The organism is Sphingomonas arabinosi, from assembly GCF_036663715.1.
Lineage (GTDB): Bacteria > Pseudomonadota > Alphaproteobacteria > Sphingomonadales > Sphingomonadaceae > Sphingomonas.
The window spans coordinates 161,739-184,455 of the sequence record NZ_JAXOJN010000006.1 but is presented as its reverse complement, the minus strand read 5'-3'; the positions used below and the strand labels follow the sequence as shown (position 1 = coordinate 184,455).

The window sequence follows — 22,717 nt, the reverse complement described above, 5'->3', positions numbered from 1 at the left end:
CGACCCTCACTCGCCGAACGCCAGCGTGCGCGAGAAGAACGGCATCATCTTGTCCTGCACGCGCCCCGCGACGCCGCTGGTATGATCGCCCGGATACACCTCGAAGCTGTTCGCAATCCCGTAGCTGTCCAGCGCTGCGTGAAGCTTGCCGGCATCGTCCTTCAGCCCGTCCCGATCACCGACGTCGATCCCGATCGCCGCATAACGCCGCATATTGCCGACATACTGATCGAGCATCGCCAACGGCGCATTGGCGGCCCAGCGCGCCAGCACGTCTGGTTGCGGCACGCCGTCCTTGACCGGCAAATTGAGATACAGCGGCGGCGCCTTGGGATTGGGCGACCACGCCGCCGCCGTCGCGAGTTGCGCGCGCTGCCCCCACGACAAGGTCGCGCTGTCCGCCGGCGAGCGCAGTGCGCGGATCGCCGTCTCGGTCGTTGCATCGGGCGTGCCGAGCGCACGCGTCGAGAGGCAGCACGGGCTCATCATGTAGAGAGCGCTGAACACGTCCGGGTGCTTCATGCCGATCCGCGCGGTGCCGTAGCCGCCCATCGAATGCCCCGCGAGCCCGCGGCTGCGACGGTCCGCGATCGTCCGATAATGGCCGTCGACATAGCCGACCAGATCGCGCGCGACGAACGTCTCGAAGTCGCCGACCGTCACCGAACTCGAATAGAAGGACCCGTTATGCGCGGTCTTGCTGTCGGGCAGCACGACGATCATCTCGCGCGCGCCCTTGGCGAACGCGCCCTCGATCGTCTGCGGCACGTGGATCTCGCCGATCCACTGTTCGACGCCGATCGAATAGCCGTGCAGCGCATAGACCACCGGATAGCGCTGCTTTGGGTTGCCCCGATAGCTTGGCGGCAGGACCACCAGCACCGCGCGATCCGGGCTTTCACCTTCAAGATTACCCTCGATCGCGGGCGAGTGGACGGTGATCCGCTCGATCGTCACGGGCCGCGCACCCGCGACGGGCGGCGGTCCCGGCGTTTTGACCTGCGCCGAAGCGGGACCGGTCGCCAGGATCGCCAACGCGGTACCAAGTGCGACGAAAACTTTCTTCACGGACATCCCCTTTTGCGTGTTCACGCGCACCTAGAACTCGACCAGCGCGACGCCTTGGCGGGGCAAGGACAGGTTGAGCCTGCCGTCTTTCAGGCGCACGTCCTCGGACACCAGCATCGACGCACGCTTTAGCGCCGCGATCTGCGCGACAGTCGGCTTGGCTGGGGAGCCCATCGCCTGCCACGCGCCGAATGCGTTGGCGTGCGCAGGATCGACGCGCCACATTCGCCCGGCAGCAGCGGGCGCTACCCCGGAAACACGGAGGTCGATCTGCGCGTCCGGACCCGGCACATCGTCGTCGTAGTAATTCCACAGCAGCACTTGGGCCCGCTGGTCGGCACCCCGCGTCGCGATCACGCCCACGTCGGCCGGTCCGCGCACACCGTCGCGCAGCACCGCATCGAGTGGTATCTGCCCGTCGCTGCTCGCCGCAACGCTGTCGGAACCTAGCCGCGCGAACAGCCGAAACACGTTCATCACCGCAAGATCGACACCGTTGGTGGCAAGCTGCCGATACCCGGCGAACCAGGGCTGACCGACGAAAGTGTACGACCAGGACAGCGCACCTTCCAGCTTCGTCCCGCGCCGTCGAGCCAGTTCCCAGAGCCGCGCGTAGCTCGCCGCGGTGTAGCTCGCGTACAGCGGCCCGTTGCGATACGCATTGGCGGGCCCCGGACACGCTGCGCACCCTTCCGGATCGTTCTCGCCGATCACCACCGGCTTGCCGGCGAGCGCGGGTATCGCGGCGAACTTGCCGAACGCCTCGTCGGCGGTACGCAACTGGTTGGCGATCCCCATGCGGACATGCCCGTCGACCAGCACCGGCTGACCCTTGGCATGAAACGATAGGAAGTCGGTCGGCGTACCGGTGCGACCGGTCGCGTAGTTCGTGCCGGTCACGACATGCTTCAGGAACCCGTCCATGAAGCTGCCTCCGGACCCGGCGAGATCCGGTCCGCCGACCCGCGCCGTCGGCAAGGCGCGGCGGATCGCATCGACCGTGACGTCGTGCAGCCGGTAGAATTCCTCGGGACCCGCGCTCCAGTAGAAGCTGAGGTTCGGCTCGTTCCAGGTCTGGAAATACCAGCGCTCGACTTCAGCACGGCCGTAACGCTCGACGTTGTGCTGCGTCCAGCGATAAACGAGATCCGCCCAACGCCGCTGATCACGTGGCGGATAGGTCCAACCGGCAGTCTTTCCCTTGTCGTCCACCCCCGGCGCCCAGGGCAGGCGATACGGCGTACCCTTCGGTGCAGCACTTAGCGCCTCCGGCATAAAGCCGATCTCGAGATACGGATGGATGCCGGCCGCGCGATACGTGTCGATGATCCGGTCGACGATCGTCCAGTCGTACACGGGCTGGCCGTCGCGTTCGGTATAGGCGTTCGTGCTGCCCCATTTGAAATCGGGGGTGCCGTCGCCGGTGGTGAGCAAATTGTGCGCGCGGAAATACACATTATCCGGCCGCAACCGCCCCAGTTCGACGAGTAGCCGCCGCCCCTCCGGCAGGGTCGCATAATTGGGCTCGTCCGCACCGAAGAAGCGCCAGATCGGCGGCAACGGCGTGGTGACGCGCGCGGCGTCCACGGTGACATGCACGATCCGAGCCGCCGGGGGATCGGGTGGAGCCGCACCCGATGATCCCGTAGTCAAGAGCGCCAGGGCCGCAGTGGCCATCATTGCACGTCGCGTCATGTCCGCACCATTCCTTCTCCGCCAAGACGGACGATCTTGCCCGGCACCAGATCGATCTCGACGCGCCGCGTACCCAGCCGGATCACGCGACGCCCCGATATCTCGCCACGGACCACTGCCTCGACCAGTTCGCCGCCCTGCCAGCGCAGATCGACCGAACACCTACCCCGTGCGCGCAGCCCGGTTACCGACCCCGCAGGCCATGCTCTCGGCAGTGCCGGCAGCAGCAGTATCTCGTCGCCCCGGCTCTGCATCAGCATCTCGGCGATCGCGCGCGTACCGCCGAAATTACCGTCGATCTGGAACGGCGGATGCGCGTCGAACAGATTGGGATAGGTCCGCTCGGGCCCCAGCAGGAACGCGAGGATACGGTGCGCGTGATCGCCGTCGCGCAGCCGCGCCCACAGGTTCGCGCGCCACGCGGTCGCCCAGCCGGTGGACTCGTCGCCGCGCAGTTCGAGCGAACGCCGCGCCGCCTGTGCCAGTGCTGGCGTACGGTCCAGATCGATCTGGTCGCTCGGGAACAGCCCATACAAATGCGAAACGTGGCGGTGATGCGGTTCTGGCGCAGCCGCGTCCCAGTCGCTTTGCCACTCCTGAAGCTGACCCTGAGCGCCCACGTGATCGGGTGCGAGCCGCGCGCGAGCCGCCGCCACCTCCGCTGCAAACGGCGCATCGATCTTCAGCAACGCCGCCGCCTGCCCGACCTGATCGAACAGATCGCGCAGGATCTGCATGTCCATTGCCGGCCCCGCGCAGATCGATGCGCCCGCCGGATGGATGTTCTCGGGCGACAGCGACGGGTTGGTCACCAGCGCACCGGTCGCCGGATCGGTCTGGAGCGTGTCGAGAAAGAACAACGCCGCCCCGCGCATCAGCGGATAGACTGACCGCAGATAGCCGAGGTCGCGCCCATAATCGTAGCGATCCCACAAATGCGTGCACAACCACGCGCCGCCGGTCGGCCACAGCCCCCATTGCGCCCCGTCGATCGGCGCCGTCGCGCGCCACAGATCGGTGTTGTGATGACACACCCACCCACGCGCACCGTACATCGTCCGCGCGGTGCGTTCGCCAGTGACCGCCAGTTCGCGCACCATCTGCACCAGCGGCGCGGTACACTCGGCCAGCGCGGTTACCTCCGCCGGCCAGTAATTCATCTCGGTATTGATGTTGACCGTGTATTTGGATTCCCACGGCGGCTTGATCGCGTCGTTCCAGATACCCTGGAGGTTCGCCGGCTGCGTCCCCGGCCGCGACGAAGCGATGAGCAGATACCGGCCGTAATCGAAATACAGCGTCGCCAGTGCCGGATCGTCACCGGCGCGATCGGCACGGACCCGCTCGTCGGTCGGCTTGTCGGCCGCCGCCGTACGGCCGAGATCGAGCGTCACCCGGCGGAACAGCGCGCGATGCGCTGCGCTCGTCTCGGCACGGATACGGTCGATGCCGCGCCGGCTGGCACGATCGAGCGTGGCAAGCGTCGCGGCTTCCGGGTTGCCGCTCACGTCGTCGAACCGGCGATAGCTGGTCGCCATCGCCACCAACACAGTGATCGCGCGTGCCCCCGTAACGCGAACCCGGCTGCCGTCCGTCGAGACGACACCGCCCACCGTCGAGACCCGCGCCCGCGCGGCGAAGCGCAACTGTCCCGCAATCCCCGCCCGCTCGCCATTATGTCCGGCCAGCGTCACCGTCGCACCGTCGATCGAAACGCTGGCACCAAGCTGCGGGGATTGGAACCCCACCAGCAGGTCGAACGGCCGATCGCCGACCAAATGCACCGCGATCACCTGATCCCCCGGCGACGCGAACACGTCGCGACGAAACCGCGTACCGTCCATCGTGAAACTCGTGGTCGCAACCGCAGCATCGAGATCGAGCTGCCGGACATAGTCCCCGACCGCGCCCGACACGCCGGGCATTTCCAGCAGCAGGTCGCCGACCGGCTGATACGCCATCTGCGTCTTGGGCAGTCCCATGACCTGCGCGTTCGCCAGCGCCTGCGCCTCCGCAAACTTGCCCGCGTCGATCAATCGCCGCACCTCGGGAAGCGCTCCGCGCGCTGCCGGGTTGACCGGATCATACGGCCCGCCCGTCCACAAGGTATCCTCATTCAGCTGCAACCGCTCGCTCGCGGTCCCACCGAACACCATCGCGCCCAGCCGGCCATTGCCGACCGGTAACGCCTCCGTCCAGGCAACCGCCGGCTGCCGATACCAGAGTCGCGGACCGTCCGCCGATGCCGCCGCCCACGCCTGTCCCGGCGCAGACCCGGCAAGGGCAGCGACGGCGACCGCCGCTGCCCCTTCCAGCATGTCGCGCCGCGTGGGTTCGACGGTCATCGCCCGATCAGCGCAGGTCGAGCACCAGCACGGACTTCGCCGGCACCGTGAGCGTCAGATTACCACCCGTCACTTGCGCGCCCGTGAATGGCTGCGGCGTCACCACGTCAGGCGCATCGAAGCTGTTATGCGCGTCCATCGCGGTGCCGGTGATGATCCGCCCGCTGGCCTGCGTCGCCTGCAACCCGGCAAGCGATATTGACACCGGCATCGCGCGGTTGGGATCGAGATTGACCAGCGCGACATGCACCTGCCCCGCCGTGTCGCGCACCGCGGACGCACTTACCGCAGGCACCGCTACCTCGTCCTTGTGATACCAGGGCGAAGTCACCTGGATCGGCAACGACGTCGCGCCCTGCCACGGCTTGTAGAGGTCGAACACCCAATAGGTCGGCGTTTTCACCATCCGCGCGCCGTCGGTGAGCAGCATTGCCTGCAACACGTTCACCATCTGCGCGATCGCCGCCATCTTCACCCGGTCGGCATGATGCGCAAAGATATTGAGATTGAGCCCGGCGACCACCGCATCGCGCAGCGAGTTTTGCTGCTCGAGGAAACCCGGATTGCTGCCCGGCGTCGGATCGTACCACGTGCCCCATTCGTCGACCGCGAGCATCACGCGCTTGGCGGGATCGTATTTGTCCATGATCGCCGAATGCTTGGTGATGAATTCCTCCATCTCCAGCGTGTGCGACATGGTGCTCGCCCATTCGCGCTCCGGGAAGCCGATCGCCGCGCCCTTGTCCTTCCAGTCCTTGTCGCGCGGCCGCGTATAATAGTGCAGCGCAAGCCCATCGATGTTCTTGCCGGCGATCCGCATCATCGCCTCGGTCCACTCGTAGTTGGAGTCGCTCGGGCCGCTGGCGATCTTCAGCATCGTGCCGTTCGCGGACTTGGCGAACTGCGCATAGCGGTTGGTCAGGTCGGCGGCATATTCGGCGCGCATGTTGCCGCCACAGCCCCACAGCTCGTTGCCGATGCCGAGATACTGGATCTTCCACGGCGCGGCATGGCCGTTGCGCTCGCGCTCCTTGGCCAGCACGGTCGTGCCTTTCGCCGCGGTCATGTATTCAACCCATTGCGCGGTCTCGGCGGGCGGTGCGCTGCCGACGTTGGCGGAGACGTAGGTGCTCGCGCCAAGACGGTCCATCAGCCCGAAATATTCATGCGTGCCGAAGCTGTTGTCCTCGTTGACGCCGCCCCAGTTGGTGTTGACCTTGGTCGGGCGGCTCTTGGTCGCGCCGATACCGTCCCTCCAATGATATTCGTCCGCGAAGCACCCGCCGGGCCAGCGCACCATCGGCACGTTGATCGCCTTCAGCGCGTCCAGAACGTCACGGCGATAGCCGCCGTCATTGGGAATGCGCGAGCCCTTGCCCACCCAGATCCCGCCATAGATGCCATGGCCGAGATGCTCGGCGAACTGCCCGAATACGTCGCGGTGGACGACCGGACCCGGCTTGTCCGCCTGCAACGTCGCGGTCACGGTCGGTGCCGCCATATCCTGCGCAACGGCCAACGTCGCGAAGCCAGCACCCGCCAGCATCAGCGGCGCGAACGTCAGCGCGGCGAGCGCGCGCTTGAGGCCGCGCGTCTGGCCGGAACCCAACTGTGAAGTGCGTTGCGTGAACAGGTCCATACTCTCCCTTTCGGCCACCATGAGGCAGCCCCATCTTTTCGATACTTGTAGGAGTAGTTCAATCTCGGCCGGCGTCAACGTCAGCCGAGATCGACTACGGTCGCTTGAAGGTCCAGCGCCCGGCGGGGCTGGCCAGATCGAACTTGGCTAGCGTCGGGGTACTCGCGCCGATCGCGACCAGCGCCAGACCTGCCCGGCCACCCGGTACGGACTTCGGCATGATCCGGTAGGTGCCGTCGGTCAGCTGATCGATCCGCCACAATTGATCGGCCGCGCCGTTGAACGCAGGGACCGTCTCGACCTCGCCTTGCCCGGTCGCCGCGAGCACCCGCGTCGTCCCAGCAATCGTGATCGTGTAATAGGGCGCACCGAAATACCCGCCGGCATCCGCCGCCGGCGCGATCGTCCACAATTGGTGTGGCCGGTTCATATAGTCGGCAAGATCGACGCGGATGCGGCCCTGCGGCCAGCCCGCCGAATCCTGTGCCAATGTCTGGTCGGGGATCGGGCTGACCGGGTCGGTCGGCTTGGCCATGAAGCTGCGGCGGGGGTCGAACGCGATCCTTACGACATCGGTCGCGAGGCCCAGCGCGTAACCGCTGCGTTCGGAGGCAACTTCATAGGTGCCGGGGACCACGTTCTCGCCGGCGACCGGCCAGCCGTCGGTCCAGCGGAGCGGTTCGATCCCCAGCACGCTACGGCCGCTGCGATCCATGTCCGCCTCATAGTGCATCGAGAATTTCTCGACGCCGCCATCCAGCTCGATCAGCCCGAAATGGCCCGGGCCGATGTTGCGACCGCGGGCGCTGACGACCAGCTTGCCGCCGCCGCGGAGCAGCGGCGTCCCCATGTGATCGACATACGGCCCGAGCGGACTGCGCGATCGGCCGACGCGGATATGATAGGTCGAATTGGGGCCGTCGCAGCACGTCCCGTGCGTGCCGAGCAGGTAATACCAGCCGTCGCGGTGCATCATCGCGGTGGCTTCCATGTCGATCGCGACGTCGACCGGCTGGTTGCCCGCGACGCGCAAGCCCGTCTTGGGATCGAGTTCGATGATGCGGATCGGCCCGAAATAGGTGCCGTAAGTCAGCCACAGACGGCCATCGACGTACAGGAATGCAGGGTCGATCGCGTCGACCGTCTCCACCCCGTCGCTCGACGCGACCACGCCGACGTCGTGATATTTGAACCGCGGCGATTTCGGATCTAGCGACAGCGTCCACATGATCTTGACCTGGCTCGCATGCCCGCCGGACATCCCGCCTCCACCGACCGCATAGGCGACGTAATAGCGCTCGCCGATCTTGATCACATCGGGCGCGACGCCGCCGCCGGGACGCTCGGGCCCGCTCCGCCACGTCCAGCCGTCGTCGGAGACCAGGCCCCCGCCGCGCGTGCCGAACGTGTAGTATTTGCCGTCGGACTCGGTGACCGTCGACGGGTCGTGGATGAACGTCTCGCCCTGCAACTGCGCGACGGCGGGCGACGTCCCGGCGGCGAGGATCACGGACAGACCGAGAGCGGCGGCGGCAACACGCGTCATGAGGGTCTCCATGCTAGCGGACATCGGTTTTGAGGTCGGTGATCGGCCGGCCGGCCTCGTCGACGAAGCGCACGCAGAAATCGCTCAGACCGGGACCGTTGATCACTGCACCGCGCAGGACGTTGCGGCCCTTGCGCAGCGTCACGCGGTCCGACAGCACGTCGTCCATCACCATGCGGCGATCGTTGAACAGCCCGGCCGTCTCCTTGCCGTTCAGCCACCAGATCGACGCCGAATTCGACCCGACCGCCAGCCGCACGTCCCGCATCTCGCGCGGGCTGTCGACGATCGTCACCGCCCAGAAGATCACGCCGTAAGTCGGCTTGCCGAGGCCCTTGGCGAAGCTGAACAGCTTGACGTTGAACGCCCCCGAGTCGAGCGCATGCCAGCGTAGCGGTTGTCCCCCCTTTACCATCTGGGCCTTTACCACCTGCCCGTCGCGCGGGATCGCGGTGAACTGGCCGGGGAAATACTGCGTGGTCAGCGCCTGCCGGACATACGTGGCGGTGAAGCCTGTATTGCTGCGGTTGGGCTTGTCGATCGGCTCGAGCAACAGCCAGCGCCGCAGGAACCCGTCACTGTCTGGCGTGGTGGCGCCTTGCGTCACCGGCTCGAAATACGGCGCGAGACCCGGCGCCGTCGCCGCATCCTGTCCGTTCGCGCCGGACGACATTCCGGCTAGCGCACCCAGCGCCAACAGCGGCACCGCCCGCAGCCCGATCGCCCTAACCCTCGTGAAGCGCGTCATACCCGTCTCCCCCTGCATCTTATTCATCGCCGCACGAGCACGCCGTTCGCATCGAGCCAGTGCATGAAATCCTCGAACCAGCCGGTGCTGGTCGTGCCCTTCTTGCCCAGCCCGAAGCCGTGGCCGCCCGCCTGGTAAAGGTGGAACTCGACCGGCTTCCCGGCCTTCTGCCAGGACTCGATCAGGCCGAATCCCTTGTTCGCGAACAGCGGATCGTCGGCGGCAAGCACCGCGAACAGCGACGGCGCGTCGGCCGGCACCTTCACCGCCTCCATCGATCCATAGATCGGCGCGATGAAGGCGAGATGCGTGTCGGGCGCGGCCAGCGCGGTCGCCATCGTCGTCATAGCGCCCGCCGAAAAACCGACCATGCCGACGCGGGCGGGATCGATCTTCCACTCGGTCGCGCGCGCCCTCACCAGAGCGACGGCCGCGCGTGCATCGGCGATCTGGTCGCTAAGCCCGGCGATCGCCTCGTCCGGACTCATCCGTCGCTGCGGCTGCGCGGCACCGGCGAACATCGCCGTGACCGACCGCTCGAACCCGCCCATGTCCGCCGGCGTCGGCTTCAACCGATATTTCAGCACGAACGCCGCGATACCTCGATCGGCGAGCGCCTTCGCCACGCGCCAGCCCTCGTTCTCCATCGACAGCATCAAGAAGCCGCCGCCCGGCGCGACGATCACCGCCGCCCCCGTCGCCTTGGCCGGATCGGGCAGGAACGGCGTCAGCGTCGCGGCCGTGACGTTGCGCGTCATCGCGACGCCGTACTGCTGGAACCACGCCTCGGGCGCAGCCTGTCCCTTCACGCCGCCGGTGTTGAGCGGGATCGCACTCGGCTCGGCCGGAGCCGCCGTTGCGGTCATCCGCGCGTCCTGCGCCAGCACCGGCGTGGCCAGCGCCAGCGCGCTCGCCAACAGTCCCATTCCGATCGTCCAGCGCATCGCACTCACCCCAAATTACCCGTCAAACCAACGCTCACGACAGCAGGATACGCCGCGCGGCCCCCTCGGGATCGTCGACCATGCGGCTCGTCGTATCGAACACCATCGTCTGGCAGCGCTGCGGATCGGTCGGCGTCCAGCTCAGGCCCGGCTGGCTCGGATTGCCGGTCCGCGCGAAGTTCGCCCACGCGGTCGACATCGTCCGCGCGACGCGCTGCGCTTCGGGCGTATTGCCCGTGCCCTGATCGCAGAGCGCGGTGTTGTCGAAGCAGAAGGCGAGGTCGGCGGTGTGCCACGCGCCGGCTACGCCGCCCAATTGCGGCGACTGCCACTGGAACAGATATTGGTACACGGGCGCGCCGCGCTGCGCATGCTTCAGCCGCACCATGTCCTGCACGCGGTTGCGATTCTGCAAGCCCTGCACCCCGTACGCCAACGTCCGCACCGCCTTTTCCGGGTGCGCCTGCTTCATCGTGGCAATCAGCCGCCCCGCCTTATCGTCGCCCATCTGCGCGGTGAGATCGGTCCGCCACTGCGCCTCGCTCGGGTTATAGCCCCAGCGCATGCCCTCTTCGCTGACGTTGCCGATCATCACCGGCACGTCGCGGGAAACCTCGGGCGCGATGTCCGAGTACGACCGGACGTCGATCACCTTGCCGTCGAGCGTCGGGTTCCAGCCCACGCGCGGCGTCAGCGAAGGCCCCATCGGCCCGCGCGGCCCGTTGATCTCGGTCGCGACCTTGTTGCCCGCGTCGAACAGAGGCTTCCACGCGATCCGCTGGAGCGCACCAATGTCCTTCGGCCCGATGTTCAGTTCGCGCAGCACGCGCCGCGAGAAATCGCGCGACTGTTCGGCGGTCGGCAACGAACCACCGCCGCCCGATTGCACCGCCGCGCGGTGGATCAGGCCCTTGCCGGTCGCCATCCCGAGCAACGTCGTCACCTTCGATCCGCCGCCCGACTGGCCGTAGATCATCACGGTGTCGGGATCGCCGCCGAACCGCGCGATGTTCTCGCGGACCCAGCGCAACGCCGCGACGCAATCGGTCATGCTGACGTTGACCGACTCGTCATACGCCGCGCCGCCGACTTCGGTCAGGTCGAGGAACCCAAGCACGTTCAGCCGGTGGTTGATCGACACCTGCACCACGTCGTGATGCCGCGCCATCTGCGCGCCGTCATGCGAGGCGAGTTCGTACGACGATCCGAACGCGAACCCGCCGCCGTGAAAATACACCATCACCGGCCGCTTGCCCGACAGCGACGGCGTCCAGATGTTCAGCTTCAGCATGTCCTCGCCGACGAACCCATCGGTCCATTGCTGGAGGAACGTGTGCTCGACCGCACTGAAATCGTGGAGCGTCTGCGGGCAATTCGCGCCGTAGGAGAGCGTGTCGCGCGTCTCGGTCCAGCGCTGCGGCGGCTTGGCCGGCAGCCAGCGATTCTCGCCGCCGGTATCCGCGCCGTAGGGCACGCCTTTGAAAGTGTAGACGCCGTCCGAGACATAGCCGCGAACCGGTCCGTATTGCGTGCGCGCGATCGCCGATTGCGGCGTGGAACAAGTGCCGGTGCCGGTGCGCGATGTGGATGACGCAGGAGCAGCACGCGCGCTACCGATCGCGGGCAGCATCAGCCCCGCTCCGGTGGCGAGCGATGCAAGCATCGCACGACGACGATCGACGGTTGGCCCGGTCATCCTCTTCTCCCTATCGGACTGCGTGCAGGCTGTTCTCCGACGTTCCGAAACCGGAATCGTCGCGTGCCCTTTGCGTCCTTGTATGAGTATTACGGTGATACCGCTACCCTGTCCATACGAGAACGGCGGCAACGGGTGGCGTCTGCCATTGTTAGCGCTATAGTCGCGGGAATAGCAGGCGAATCCAACGCTGCATGACGATACCGGAGAGGAAAAACCATGGCGGCCAAATCCGCATTCTGCCTGATCGCAACCCTGCTCGCGAGCGCCGCACCCGTGATCGCTCAGACAAACCCGCACGCCGCGCCGACTGACCTGACGCTTAATGCTGCAGGGTATTACGAGGCGCCGGCTGCCAACGTGCTGGTCTTTTCCAACTGGTATGACGGCCTGTTCGCCGACTCGAAGATCAGCGGCGTAGAGATCATTCAGCAGGGCGAACGGATCGCCACCAATGGCGACGTCCGTCTTTCCTCGACACCCGGCCAATGGGACGCGATCGGACGCCTCATCGATCGCAAGGTCGATGCCGCGACCGGCGCGATCACCGTCACGCTCGAATATCCCGACTATAAATGGCAATACCGCGTCCGCTCGGAAAAGCGCGGCGGCGCGGTTGCCGTGTCGGTGATCCTCGACCAACCCGTGCCGGCCGCGCTCGCCGGCAAGGCCGGGTTCAATCTCGAATTCCTCCCCGCCGCCTATTTCCACCACAGCTATATGGCGGACGGCGTCAGCGGCGCGTTCCCGGTCTATCCGGCCGATGCCATGATCCAGACGCCGCAGCGCAACGCGGCGAGCGGTCGCGCCGAGGGTCCCGGTGCCGAACCGACTGCGATCGCCAAGGGCAGCCGCTTCGTGCTCGCACCCGAGGACCCGGCACGCCGCGTGACGATCCGCTCGACCGCCGAAGTGCAGCTGTTCGACGGTCGCAACCAAGCGCAGAATGGCTGGTTCGTGCTCCGCTCGATGCTGCCGGCCGGGCGCACCGGCACCGTCCTCGAATGGACGATCCAGCCGAACAGCGTGCCGGGCTGGCTCCGTGCCCCGGTGATCGCGCATTCGCAGCTCGGCTACACGCCGGACGCGCGGAAGGTCGCGACGATCGAACTCGACCGCAATGATCGCCGCGCGCTGCCCGCGCGCCTCCTGCGCGTCGGCGAGGACGGCAGCATGACGCCAATGCCGACCGCCCCCGCCAAGCGCTGGGGCGACTATCTCCGCTACAGTTATCTGCAACTCGATTTCAGCGCGGTCCGCCAGCCTGGCACCTATGTGCTCGAATACGGCACCAAGCGCACCGCGCCCTTCCGCATCGCCGCCAATGCCTATGCCGGCGCCTGGCACCCGACGCTCGACGTCTATTTTCCGGTCGCGATGGACCATATGTTCGTCAACGAAGGCTACCGCGTCTGGCACGGCGACGCGCACCGCGACGATGCGCGTCAGGCGCCGGTGAACCACGAACATATCGATCTCTACGCGCAGGGGCCGACCACCGACACGAAGTTCAAGCCGGGCGAGCACATCCCCGGCCTCGCGGTCGGCGGCTGGTTCGACGCCGGCGATTACGACATCCGCACCCAGTCGCAATATCAGGTGATCCGCTCGCTGGTCGACAGCTGGGAGCGCTGGCGCCCGATGCGCGACACCACCGCAATCGACTGGACGCGGCGCAAGACCGAGATGCACGTTCCCGACGGCACGCCCGATCTCGTCCAGCAAATCCGCCACGGCACGCTGCAACTCGTCGCGCAGTTCGATGCGGTCGGCCATGCGATCCACGGCATCGTCGAGCCCGATGTCGCGCAATACACGCATCTCGGCGACGGCTCGACCAAGACCGACGGGCTGATCTACGACGCCGCCCTGAAGCTTGGTGAGGAAAAGAACGGACGCAGCGGGATGCCCGACGATCGCTGGGCGTTCACGACCAAGGCTTCTGCGCTGAACTACGGCTCGATCGCAGGGTTGGCGGCGGCATCGCGCGCGCTTGCGGAGGCCGATCCGGCACTGTCGAAGAAAGCGCTGGGGATCGCGACGCGGACCTGGGCGGAGGAACAGTCGCACGCGCCCGATCTGTACCAGCACGGCAACACCACCGGCGGACCGCTGGACGCGGAGCGCTTCTCCGCTGCGGTCGAACTGCTGCGGACGACGCGCGATCCTCGCTACGTCGCCGCGGTCCAGTCGCTTTGGCCGGCGATGGAAAAGACCTTCGCCTTCAATCTGCGCGACGCGGTGGCGGCGATCCCGTTCATGCCACCAGCTTACCGTGCAGCCATGGTCCCGGCGGTACGCGCCTATGCCACCGCCACCGAGACTGCGGCCAAGGCCAATCCGTTCGGCGTGCCGATCACGACCGGCGGCTGGGCGGGCAGCGGCACCGTGCTCGGCACTGCGTTGAACGCGTACACGCTACACAAGGCGTTTCCGGAGATCATGCCCGCCGACGCGGTGTTCCGCGGACTGGAGTTCCTGGTAGGCCACCATCCCGGATCCGACATATCGTTCGTATCGGCCGTTGGCACCGTCTCGAAGGAAGTCGCCTATGGCAACAACCGCGCCGACTTCTCGTTCATCGCCGGCGGCGTCGTGCCGGGCGTGCTGATCATCAAGCCGGACTTCCCCGAAAACCATGAGGACTGGCCGTTCTTCTGGGGCGAGAACGAATACGTCATCCCCGAAGGCGCGATGTGGATCGAACTCGCGCAGGCCGCGCAGGAGCTCGCCGCGGCGGCTGGGTCCAAGCCAACCCAGACAGCGAGCGCAACCAAGTGAGAATTGCCATGAAAATCCAGACGTTCGCACTGCTCGCCGGTCTTACCCTTGGAACGCCCGCCTTCGCCAGCGACGCACCGCGGTTCAGCAGCTTCAGCTATGACGGCCAAACGCAGGAAAAGGTCACCGTCGGCCCCGGCCAATATCGCAACCCGATCCTGTCGGGCTATTATCCCGACCCGTCGGTGACGCGCGTCGGCGACGACTATTACCTCGTCCTGTCCTCGTTCGCGCATTACCCAGGCCTGCCGATCTTCAAGTCGAAGGACCTGGTGAACTGGACGCAGATCGGCAACGCGATCGACCGGCCGGAGCAACTCGACTTCACCGGCATGCGGACGTCGCAGGCGGTATTCGCCCCCGACATCTCGTTCCACGACGGCGTGTTCTACATCGTCAACACCTGCGTCGAGTGCAAAGGCAATTTCGTCATCACGGCGAAGGACCCGGCGGGGCCGTGGTCGAACCCGATTTGGCTGCCGTTCGAAGGCATCGACCCGTCGATCTACTGGGAAGGCGACAAGGCCTATATCGTCAACAACCGCGCCCCCGCCGAGCCGCCGCGCTACGACGGCCACCGTGCGATCTGGATCCAGGAATATGACTGGCGCGCGGGCAAGATGGTCGGCGACAGCACGCAACTGATCAACGGCGGCGTCGACATCTCGAAGAAGCCGGTCTGGATCGAAGGGCCGCATATCTTCCGCAAGGACGGCTATTATTACCTGACCGCGGCCGAGGGCGGTACCAGCGTCAACCATTCGCAGGTCGCACTTCGCTCGAAGTCACTCCGGGGGCCTTATATCCCGTTCGCAGGCAATCCGATCCTGACGCAGCGCGATCTCGACCCCGCGCGTCCCAACCCGATCACGTCGACCGGCCATGCCAAGCTGGTCCAGACGCAGAACGGCGACTGGTACGCGACCTTCCTCGGCGTCCGCCCGTACGAGGGAGACTATTACAACATCGGCCGCGAAACGTTCTTGTTACCGGTAACATGGAAGGATGGCTGGCCGATCATCCTGCCGAAGGGCCAGCCGGTTCCGTTCGCCGCCACCAAGCCGAAACTACCCGCAAGCCCGCCGAGCCGGATCCCGACGAGCGGCAATTTCCGCTATGTCGACAGCTTCGACGGCAGCAAGCTGGCGATGCAATGGGTCGGCGTGCGCACGCCCAAGGCGCCCTTTTATCGGCTCGAAGGCGGTGACCTGGTCCTCGACCGTGGCGGACGTATCGGCGACCTGTCGCGCGTGCCTTCGTTCGTCGGGCGCCGGCAGCAACATCACGTCGCCACGATGTCGACGACGGTCCGCTTCGCCCCCGATACCGATGGCGATCGCGCAGGCTTGGTCGCAATGCAGAGCGACGCCAACTTCCTGTTTTTTGGCATTACCCGGGTCACCGGCAAGCCCGTCGTCGCACTTTATACCACCGACAAGGGCACGGAACGGTTGGTCGCCTCGGCACCCGTCACGGGCACGGGTCCCGTCACGCTGACGATCCGTGCGGACGGCGGTACGATGGCGTTCGACTATGAAGGTGCCGGCGACGGTGCGGGCGACAGTGCCGGCAGCAAGCGCACGCTGGCGCGCGACGTCGATGCCCGCTTCCTCAGCACCAAGACCGCGGGCGGCTTCGTCGGCACGCTGGTCGGTCCCTATGCGTGGATGAAATGAGCCACCCGAGCGCGAAACACGTCGCATGCGACCGGGTGTTGTCGACAGTCGCATGCGCCGCGTGCTAAGTGTTGACACGTTTCCTACGGTAGCGCTACCGGGGCACATAGACGTTCGACACCACATCAGATGGTGAACATTAGGAAGGACCACGCACCGATGCGTTTTAGCCTCGCGCCCACGCTCGTCATTGCCGCACTTGCCGCAACAGGGACGATCGCCCTCGCCCAGACCAATGGGGTCAACGCGCCGTCCAAACCCGCGGCGAAACCCGCGTCCGCCGGCAAGGAACCGCGCAGCCCCGACGGCAAGCGCTATCTGTCGCAGCCCCTGGTCACCAGCATCTACACCGCCGATCCGTCGGCGCATGTCTTCAACGGCAAGATCTACGTCTATCCGAGCCACGACATCGACGTGACGATCGCCGACGACGATCTCGGCAACCAATATGCGATGCGCGACTACCGCGTGCTGTCGATGGATCGCATCGGCGGCCCAGTGAAGATCAACGACGTCGCGCTCGACGTGAAGGACGTGCCCTGGGCGTCGCAGCAGATGTGGGCCCCCGATGCCGCCTACAAGAACGGCACCTATTATCTGTATTTCCCGGCGCGCGACAAACAGCTCGACAAGAACGGCCTCGGCACGTTCCGCATCGGCGTCGCCACCTCGAAGAGCCCGGTTGGCCCGTTCAAGGCCGACCCGAAGCCGATCGAGGGCAGCTTCTCGATGGACCCCGCGGTGTTCACCGACGCGAACGGCGCCAGCTACATGTATTTCGGCGGCATCTGGGGTGGCCAGCTCCAGCGCTGGAAGGACGGCAAGTTCGACCCCAACGGCTCGGACACCGATCTCGGCAAGGACGATCAGCCCGCGCTGTCGGGCAAGATCGCCCGCATGAACCCCGACATGAAGAGCTTCGCCGAGACCCCGCGCGACGTCCAGATCCTCGACGAAGCCGGCAAGCCCGTGCTCGGCGGCGACCATGAACGCCGCTTTTTCGAGGCGTCCTGGGTCTTCAAGCGCGGCGGCAAATATTACTACACCTACTCGACCGGCGACACGCACTTCCTGAACTACGCGACCGGCGACAACCCCTATGGTCCGTTCACGTACAAGGGGCATATCCTCAAGCCGGTACAGGGCTGGACGAGCCACCACTCGATCATCGAATGGAACAAGAAATGGTGGCTGTTCTATGCGGATACGCAGCTGAGCAACAAGAACCACCTGCGCAACGTCAAGGTGACCGAACTGAAGTTCGCCGCCGACGGATCGATCCCGACCATCGATCCGTTCGTCAACTGATGTTCCTCGGAATCGATATCGGCACCTCGGGTGTCAAGGCCGTGGTGCTCGACGAGCATGGCAGCGTGGTGGGTCAAGGTACCGCCGCGCTGACCGTGCAGCGACCGCATCCGCTATGGTCCGAACAGGATCCAGACGCATGGTGGAAGGCGACGATCGCCGCCGTACAGGCGATCGACCCGAGCGTCCGCCGCTCGGTGCGCGGCGTCGGGCTCGCCGGCCAGATGCACGGCGCGACGTTGCTCGACGCCGACGACAAGCCGCTGCGCCCCGCGATCCTGTGGAACGACGGCCGCTGCTTCGCCGAATGCGAGGCACTGGAACGCGCCGTCCCCGACCTGCGGAAAATCTCGGGCAACATCGCGATGCCCGGCTTCACCGCGCCGAAACTGCTCTGGGTCCGCGAGCATGAGCCCGAGGTCTTCGCGAAGATCGCCACGGTGTTGCTGCCCAAGGACTATGTCCGGCTGCTGATGACCGGCGACAAGGCGTCGGACCTGTCCGACAGCGCCGGCACGCTGTGGCTCGACGTCGGCGGACGCTGCTGGAGCGACGAGATTCTCGCCGCCTGTGGACTGACGCAGGCGCAGATGCCGGCGCTGTTCGAGGGGTCGGCAATCACCGGCACGCTCACTGCCGAAGTCGCCGAGCTCTGGGGCATGCCCCGGGTGCCGGTCGCGGCAGGCGGCAGCGACAATGCGGCGGGCGCGGTCGGCGTCGGCGTCGTCAAGGACGGCGATGCGCTGCTGTCGCTCGGCACGTCGGGCGTGATCTTCGTTGCCACCAACGACTTCCGCCCCAACCCGGCGCGCGCGGTCCACGCCTTCTGTCACGCGCTTCCGGGCATGTGGCACCAGATGTCGGTCCACCTTTCGGCGGCGTCGTGCATCGACTGGGTTGCGCGGATCACCGGAGCCGCCGGTGCCGCCGACCTGTTCGCACGTGCCGAGGCAGCGGGTCCCGCCAGTGGCCCCGAGATCTTCCTCCCCTATCTCTCGGGCGAACGCACGCCGCACAACGATGCGGAGGTTCGCGGCGCGTTCCTGCGCCTCGACAACGACACCGACGCCGGCCGTCTCTCGCAGGCGGTACTCGAGGGCGTTGCGTTCGCGCTCGCTGACGGTCTCGACGTCTTGCGTGAGGCCGGCACGACCGTCGAACGCCTCGCGGTGATCGGCGGCGGTGCCCGCTCGCGCTATTGGGGCCAGGTGATCGCTGCCGCGATGGAGGTCGAACTCGTCTACCTCCAGGGCGGCGAAGTCGGCCCCGCTCTCGGTGCCGCACGGCTAGCCCAGCTCGGCGTAGATGGCGGCGATCCCGCCGACATCTGCGTCGCGCCTCCCGTCTCGCACACCATCGTCCCGGACCCTGCCCTCGTCTCGGCGCTCGCCGAGAAGAAGGCCGCGTTCCGCCAAGCCTATTCCCGCATCACCCCCAAATCGTAGGAATCCCGATGTCCGACTTCTTCGCCGATATCCCCCAAATCAAGTATGAGGGTCCCGACAGCACCAACGAGCTGGCCTACCGGTTCTACGACAAGGACAAGATGGTCCTCGGCAAGCGCATGGAGGATCACCTCCGCTTTGCCGCATGCTTCTGGCACACCTTCTGCTGGCCCGGCTCCGACGTCTTCGGCGGCGGCACGTTCGATCGCCCGTGGCACCGCGGCGCCAACGACAGCGCAGCGGCTGCGATGAAGCGCGAGGTCGCGTTTGAGTTCTTCAAGACGCTCGACGTGCCTTATTACTGCTTCCACGACGTCGACGTGATGGCCGACGCCAACGACATCACCGAGCATCGCAAGTTCTTTGCCGAAGCCGTCGATCATCTCGAACAGCTCCAGGCCGCATCGGGCCGCAAGCTCCTCTGGGGCACCGCCAACCTGTTCAGCCACCCGCGCTTTGCCGCCGGTGGCGCGACCAACCCCGATCCGGAAGTTTTCGCGTTCGGCGCGATGCAGGTCCGCGACGCGCTCGAGGCGACGCATCGTCTCGGTGGCCAGAACTACGTGCTCTGGGGCGGTCGCGAGGGTTACGAGACGCTGCTCAACACCGACATGAAGCGCGAGCTGGACAATTTCGGCCGCTTCTTGAGCCTGGTCGTCGAGCACAAGCACAAGATCGGCTTCACCGGCACGATCTTGATCGAGCCGAAGCCGTTCGAGCCGACCAAGCACCAGTACGACTTCGACACCGCGACCGTGTACGGCTTCCTCAAGCGCTATGGCCTGGAGAACGAGGTCAAGGTGAACATCGAGGCGAACCACGCGACGCTCGCCAGCCACACGTTCGAGCATGAGATCGCGACCGCCGCAGCGCTCGGTATCTTCGGCTCGATCGACGCCAATCGCGGCGATCCGCAGAACGGCTGGGACACCGATCAATTCCCGAATTCGGTCGAGGAACTGACGCTCGCCAATCTCGAGATCATTCGCGCAGGCGGGTTCACCACCGGCGGCTTCAACTTCGATGCCAAGGTTCGGCGCCAGAGCATGGACCCGGCCGACCTGTTCTACGGTCATGTCGGCGCGATCGACGTCGTCGCGAAGGGCCTGCTCAACGCGGCCAAGCTGATCGAAGACGGCCGCATCGATGCGATCAAGACCAAGCGCTATGCTGGTTGGGACGGCGAATTCGGCGGCGCGATCGGCGGGCTCGACCTTGCAGGCATCGCCGACCTCGCGATCGAGCGTGGCATCGATCCGAAGCCGGTCTCGGGCCAGCAGGAGCGGATCGAGAACCTCATCAACCGCGTCCTCTAATCTACGACCGCCCGATCTCGCGCTCCGGCGCGGGATCGGGCACTTACGACATCGGCAACGCATGTGGCTAACGGCACTCGCGGCGCGATGGATCATTTGCCCGCTGATCCGGGTCCCCTGATCGAATGCAGCTGCGTTGCGATGCCGAGCGCAATGACTGGCCAGCCGCCCCTCATCGACCGCAGCGGCGTCGGGCCGAAAAACAAGCAGCCCTGACGATCACTGCCGCTGCCGCACGCCAGACATTACCGCGACGCATCGTTTGCAGCCCGTATCGGGGCGTTCCGAGCCCCATCACCGAAAATCTCTTATCGTCTCGCGATTGTCACGCGGCTATCACCTTGCGATGGGAGCTTGCCAATGACGAACATCAATCCGGACCAGACGAGCACGTCGTCGGATACGCCCGCGGAATCGGCTCCTGCGACACAGTCGGATGCCGCCACTTCTTCGGACAGCCTACCTGCGGATACCCCCCCTGCCGATAACACGCCGGCTCCTCGCCTGCCGCGCGGTACGGGGCGACGCCTGCACGGTGCGATCGCGCACAAGCTGGGCACCGCTATCCTTTCGGGGGAATATCTGCCGGGCGACACATTGTCGGGCGAAGTCGCGTTTTCGGAGGCGCTGGACGTGTCGCGCAGCGCCTACCGCGAGGCGGTACAGGTGCTGATGGCAAAGGGATTGGTCGAAAGTCGACCCAAAACCGGCACCCGAGTCCTGCCCCGCAGCCGCTGGAATCTGCTCGATCCCGACGTGCTCGCCTGGGCCTTTGCCGGCGAACCCGACATCGACTTCGTCCGCGGACTATTCGAGTTGCGCGCCATCGTCGAGCCTGCCGCCGCAGCGTTGGCCGCCGAGCGTCGCGATCGTGCCGACCTGACCGTGATGAAGGAATCGCTCGCTGCGATGCGCCGCCATACGCTCGCCACCGAAGCCGGCCGCGCCGCCGACCGCGAGTTCCATAACGCGGTGTTGCAGGCGACTCGCAACGATGCGCTCGTCGTCCTCAGCGCGAGCATCGGCGCGGCGGTAAGCTGGACGACTCAGTTCAAGCAACGCACCCGTTCGTTGCCGCGCAACCCGATCCCCGACCACGTCCGCGTCTACGAGGCGATCGCCGCGGGCGATCCCGTCGCCGCCAACGCCGCGATGCGCAAGCTGGTGGATCTGGCGCTGGACGATACGCAAGTGGCGATGACGCGGTAGGCTTGGCTCTACGCCGTGGTCAAACGGCACCCCGGCCGTGTGCGATACCCGTTTCCAGCCCGCGCAGTTCGGCCAGCCCGCGCAGCCGCCCGATCAGCGAATAGCCGGGGTTGGTGCGCTTGTTGAGGTCGTCCACCATCTGGTGTCCGTGATCGGGACGCATCGGCAGCGATCGCCCGGTGCGCGCCTGCAGCGCGACCAGCTCGGCCATGATTGCGGGCATGTTCGCATCGCCCTCCAGATGCGCCGCCTCGTGAAACGCGCCACCGGGCTCACGCTGGACCGAGCGCAGATGCACGAAGCCGATACGCTCGCCGAGCCGTCGGACCATCCCCGGCAGGTCGTTGTCCGCGCGCACGCCGAACGATCCGCTGCAAAAACACAGCCCGTTGGCGGCCGACGGCACGGCGGCGAACAGCGCGCTCACGTCCGCCTCGGTGCTGACCACACGTGGCAGGCCGAAGATCGGGAACGGCGGATCGTCGGGATGCACCACCAGCCGAATACCCTCGGCCTCCGCGACCGGACACACCGCCTCCAGAAACGCGACGTGGTTCGCGCGCAACTGGCCTGCGTCGATGTCGGCATAGGTTCCGATCTGTTCGAGCAACTGTGGCGAGCTGAAGCTTTCCTCGCTCCCCGGCAGACCGGCGATGATCGTCCGCTCCAGCGTCGCTCGCGCCGCGTCGTCCATCGCCGCGAACCGCTCGGCCGCGATCGTGACGACATCGGGCGCGTAATCCTGCTCGGCACCGGGGCGGCGCAGGATATGGATGTCGTAGGCCGCCAGCGCATGAAGCTCGAACCGCAGCGCCCGCGCACCGTCCGGCAACGCCCAACTCAAGTCGGTCCGCGTCCAGTCGAGCAACGGCATGAAATTATAGGTCACTACCTCGATGCCCTGACCCGCCAAATTCCGCAGGCTGGCGACATAGGCCTCGATCAGCCGATCCCAGTCGCCCGAGCGCCGCTTCAGGTCCTCGACGACCGGCAGGCTCTCGACCACTTTCCAGTCTAGCCCGGCCTCTTCGATCATGATGCGACGCGCGGCGATGGCGTCTGCGGTCCAGACATCGCCATTGGCGACCTCGTGCAGCGCCGTGACGATCCCGGTCGCGCCGGCCTGGCGGATGGCGTTGAGCGGCACCGGGTCGTTCGGGCCAAACCAGCGCATGGTCTGGGTCATCTTCATCAACCGGTCATCCCCGTTTTAGCGCGGCGGTGCGGCCACGTCCTTTCAGTATCGATAGCAACGATCGAATTGGTCTGACAACCTAGAAGCGTCCGGTGTGCCGGTCCGG

At 66.2% G+C, this 22,717-nt stretch carries 15 protein-coding genes; 6 read left to right on the top strand and 9 right to left on the bottom strand.

What is annotated here, in order from left to right:
• Positions 1–6 precede the first annotated feature (6 nt).
• The 8 genes from U1708_RS12145 to U1708_RS12110 form a co-directional block, all read right to left on the bottom strand.
• Positions 7–1,068 carry an alpha/beta hydrolase gene (locus tag U1708_RS12145; protein WP_332746035.1) on the bottom strand — a complete coding sequence of 354 codons (1,062 nt, stop codon included), beginning with the start codon at positions 1,066–1,068 and terminating at the stop codon, positions 7–9.
• 30 nt (positions 1,069–1,098) lie between these two features.
• Positions 1,099–2,763 (bottom strand): GH39 family glycosyl hydrolase, encoded by a 1,665-nt coding sequence (locus U1708_RS12140; protein ID WP_332746033.1) that lies wholly within the window; start codon positions 2,761–2,763, stop codon positions 1,099–1,101.
• Positions 2,760–5,108 carry a glycoside hydrolase family 95 protein gene (locus tag U1708_RS12135; protein ID WP_332746030.1) on the bottom strand — a complete coding sequence of 783 codons (2,349 nt, stop codon included), beginning with the start codon at positions 5,106–5,108 and terminating at the stop codon, positions 2,760–2,762. Before U1708_RS12135 ends, U1708_RS12140 begins: the two co-directional genes overlap by 4 nt.
• A gap of 7 nt (positions 5,109–5,115) precedes the next feature.
• Positions 5,116–6,654 (bottom strand): alpha-N-arabinofuranosidase, encoded by a 1,539-nt coding sequence (locus U1708_RS12130; protein WP_443030044.1) that lies wholly within the window; start codon positions 6,652–6,654, stop codon positions 5,116–5,118.
• 187 nt (positions 6,655–6,841) lie between these two features.
• Entirely contained in the window at positions 6,842–8,293 is a 1,452-nt protein-coding gene (locus U1708_RS12125) for a family 43 glycosylhydrolase (protein WP_332746028.1), read from the bottom strand.
• A gap of 13 nt (positions 8,294–8,306) precedes the next feature.
• Positions 8,307–9,041 carry an acetylxylan esterase gene (locus U1708_RS12120; RefSeq protein WP_332746026.1) on the bottom strand — a complete coding sequence of 245 codons (735 nt, stop codon included), beginning with the start codon at positions 9,039–9,041 and terminating at the stop codon, positions 8,307–8,309.
• A 23-nt stretch (positions 9,042–9,064) separates the two neighbouring features.
• The gene (locus tag U1708_RS12115) at positions 9,065–9,985 is read right to left on the bottom strand and encodes an alpha/beta hydrolase (RefSeq protein ID WP_332746024.1); all 921 of its coding nucleotides are present in this window, start codon (positions 9,983–9,985) and stop codon (positions 9,065–9,067) included.
• Positions 9,986–10,019: 34 nt separating this feature from the next.
• Positions 10,020–11,681 carry a carboxylesterase/lipase family protein gene (locus U1708_RS12110; protein WP_332746021.1) on the bottom strand — a complete coding sequence of 554 codons (1,662 nt, stop codon included), beginning with the start codon at positions 11,679–11,681 and terminating at the stop codon, positions 10,020–10,022.
• Positions 11,682–11,900: 219 nt separating this feature from the next.
• Here U1708_RS12110 and U1708_RS12105 point away from each other — a divergent pair, with 219 nt between their 5' ends.
• From U1708_RS12105 to U1708_RS12080, 6 genes are all read left to right on the top strand, one after another.
• Positions 11,901–14,462, top strand: a complete 2,562-nt coding sequence (locus U1708_RS12105; RefSeq protein WP_332746019.1) for a glycoside hydrolase family 9 protein — start codon at positions 11,901–11,903, stop codon at positions 14,460–14,462.
• Positions 14,463–14,470: 8 nt separating this feature from the next.
• Positions 14,471–16,138, top strand: a complete 1,668-nt coding sequence (locus tag U1708_RS12100; protein ID WP_332746017.1) for a glycoside hydrolase family 43 protein — start codon at positions 14,471–14,473, stop codon at positions 16,136–16,138.
• Positions 16,139–16,297: 159 nt separating this feature from the next.
• Positions 16,298–17,446: a glycoside hydrolase family 43 protein gene (locus tag U1708_RS12095; protein ID WP_332746015.1), complete on the top strand. Its 1,149-nt coding sequence runs from the start codon at positions 16,298–16,300 to the stop codon at positions 17,444–17,446.
• Positions 17,446–18,891 carry a xylulokinase gene (gene xylB / locus U1708_RS12090; RefSeq protein WP_332746013.1) on the top strand — a complete coding sequence of 482 codons (1,446 nt, stop codon included), beginning with the start codon at positions 17,446–17,448 and terminating at the stop codon, positions 18,889–18,891. Before U1708_RS12095 ends, xylB begins: the two co-directional genes overlap by 1 nt.
• 8 nt (positions 18,892–18,899) lie before the next feature.
• Entirely contained in the window at positions 18,900–20,207 is a 1,308-nt protein-coding gene (gene xylA / locus U1708_RS12085; RefSeq protein ID WP_307088980.1) for a xylose isomerase, read from the top strand.
• A 360-nt stretch (positions 20,208–20,567) separates the two neighbouring features.
• Positions 20,568–21,416 carry a FadR/GntR family transcriptional regulator gene (locus U1708_RS12080; protein ID WP_332746010.1) on the top strand — a complete coding sequence of 283 codons (849 nt, stop codon included), beginning with the start codon at positions 20,568–20,570 and terminating at the stop codon, positions 21,414–21,416.
• A gap of 19 nt (positions 21,417–21,435) precedes the next feature.
• On the opposite strand, the gene uxuA is transcribed toward U1708_RS12080, so the two are convergent.
• Positions 21,436–22,608 carry a mannonate dehydratase gene (gene uxuA, locus U1708_RS12075; protein ID WP_332746008.1) on the bottom strand — a complete coding sequence of 391 codons (1,173 nt, stop codon included), beginning with the start codon at positions 22,606–22,608 and terminating at the stop codon, positions 21,436–21,438.
• Between the last annotated feature and the right edge of the window lie 109 nt (positions 22,609–22,717).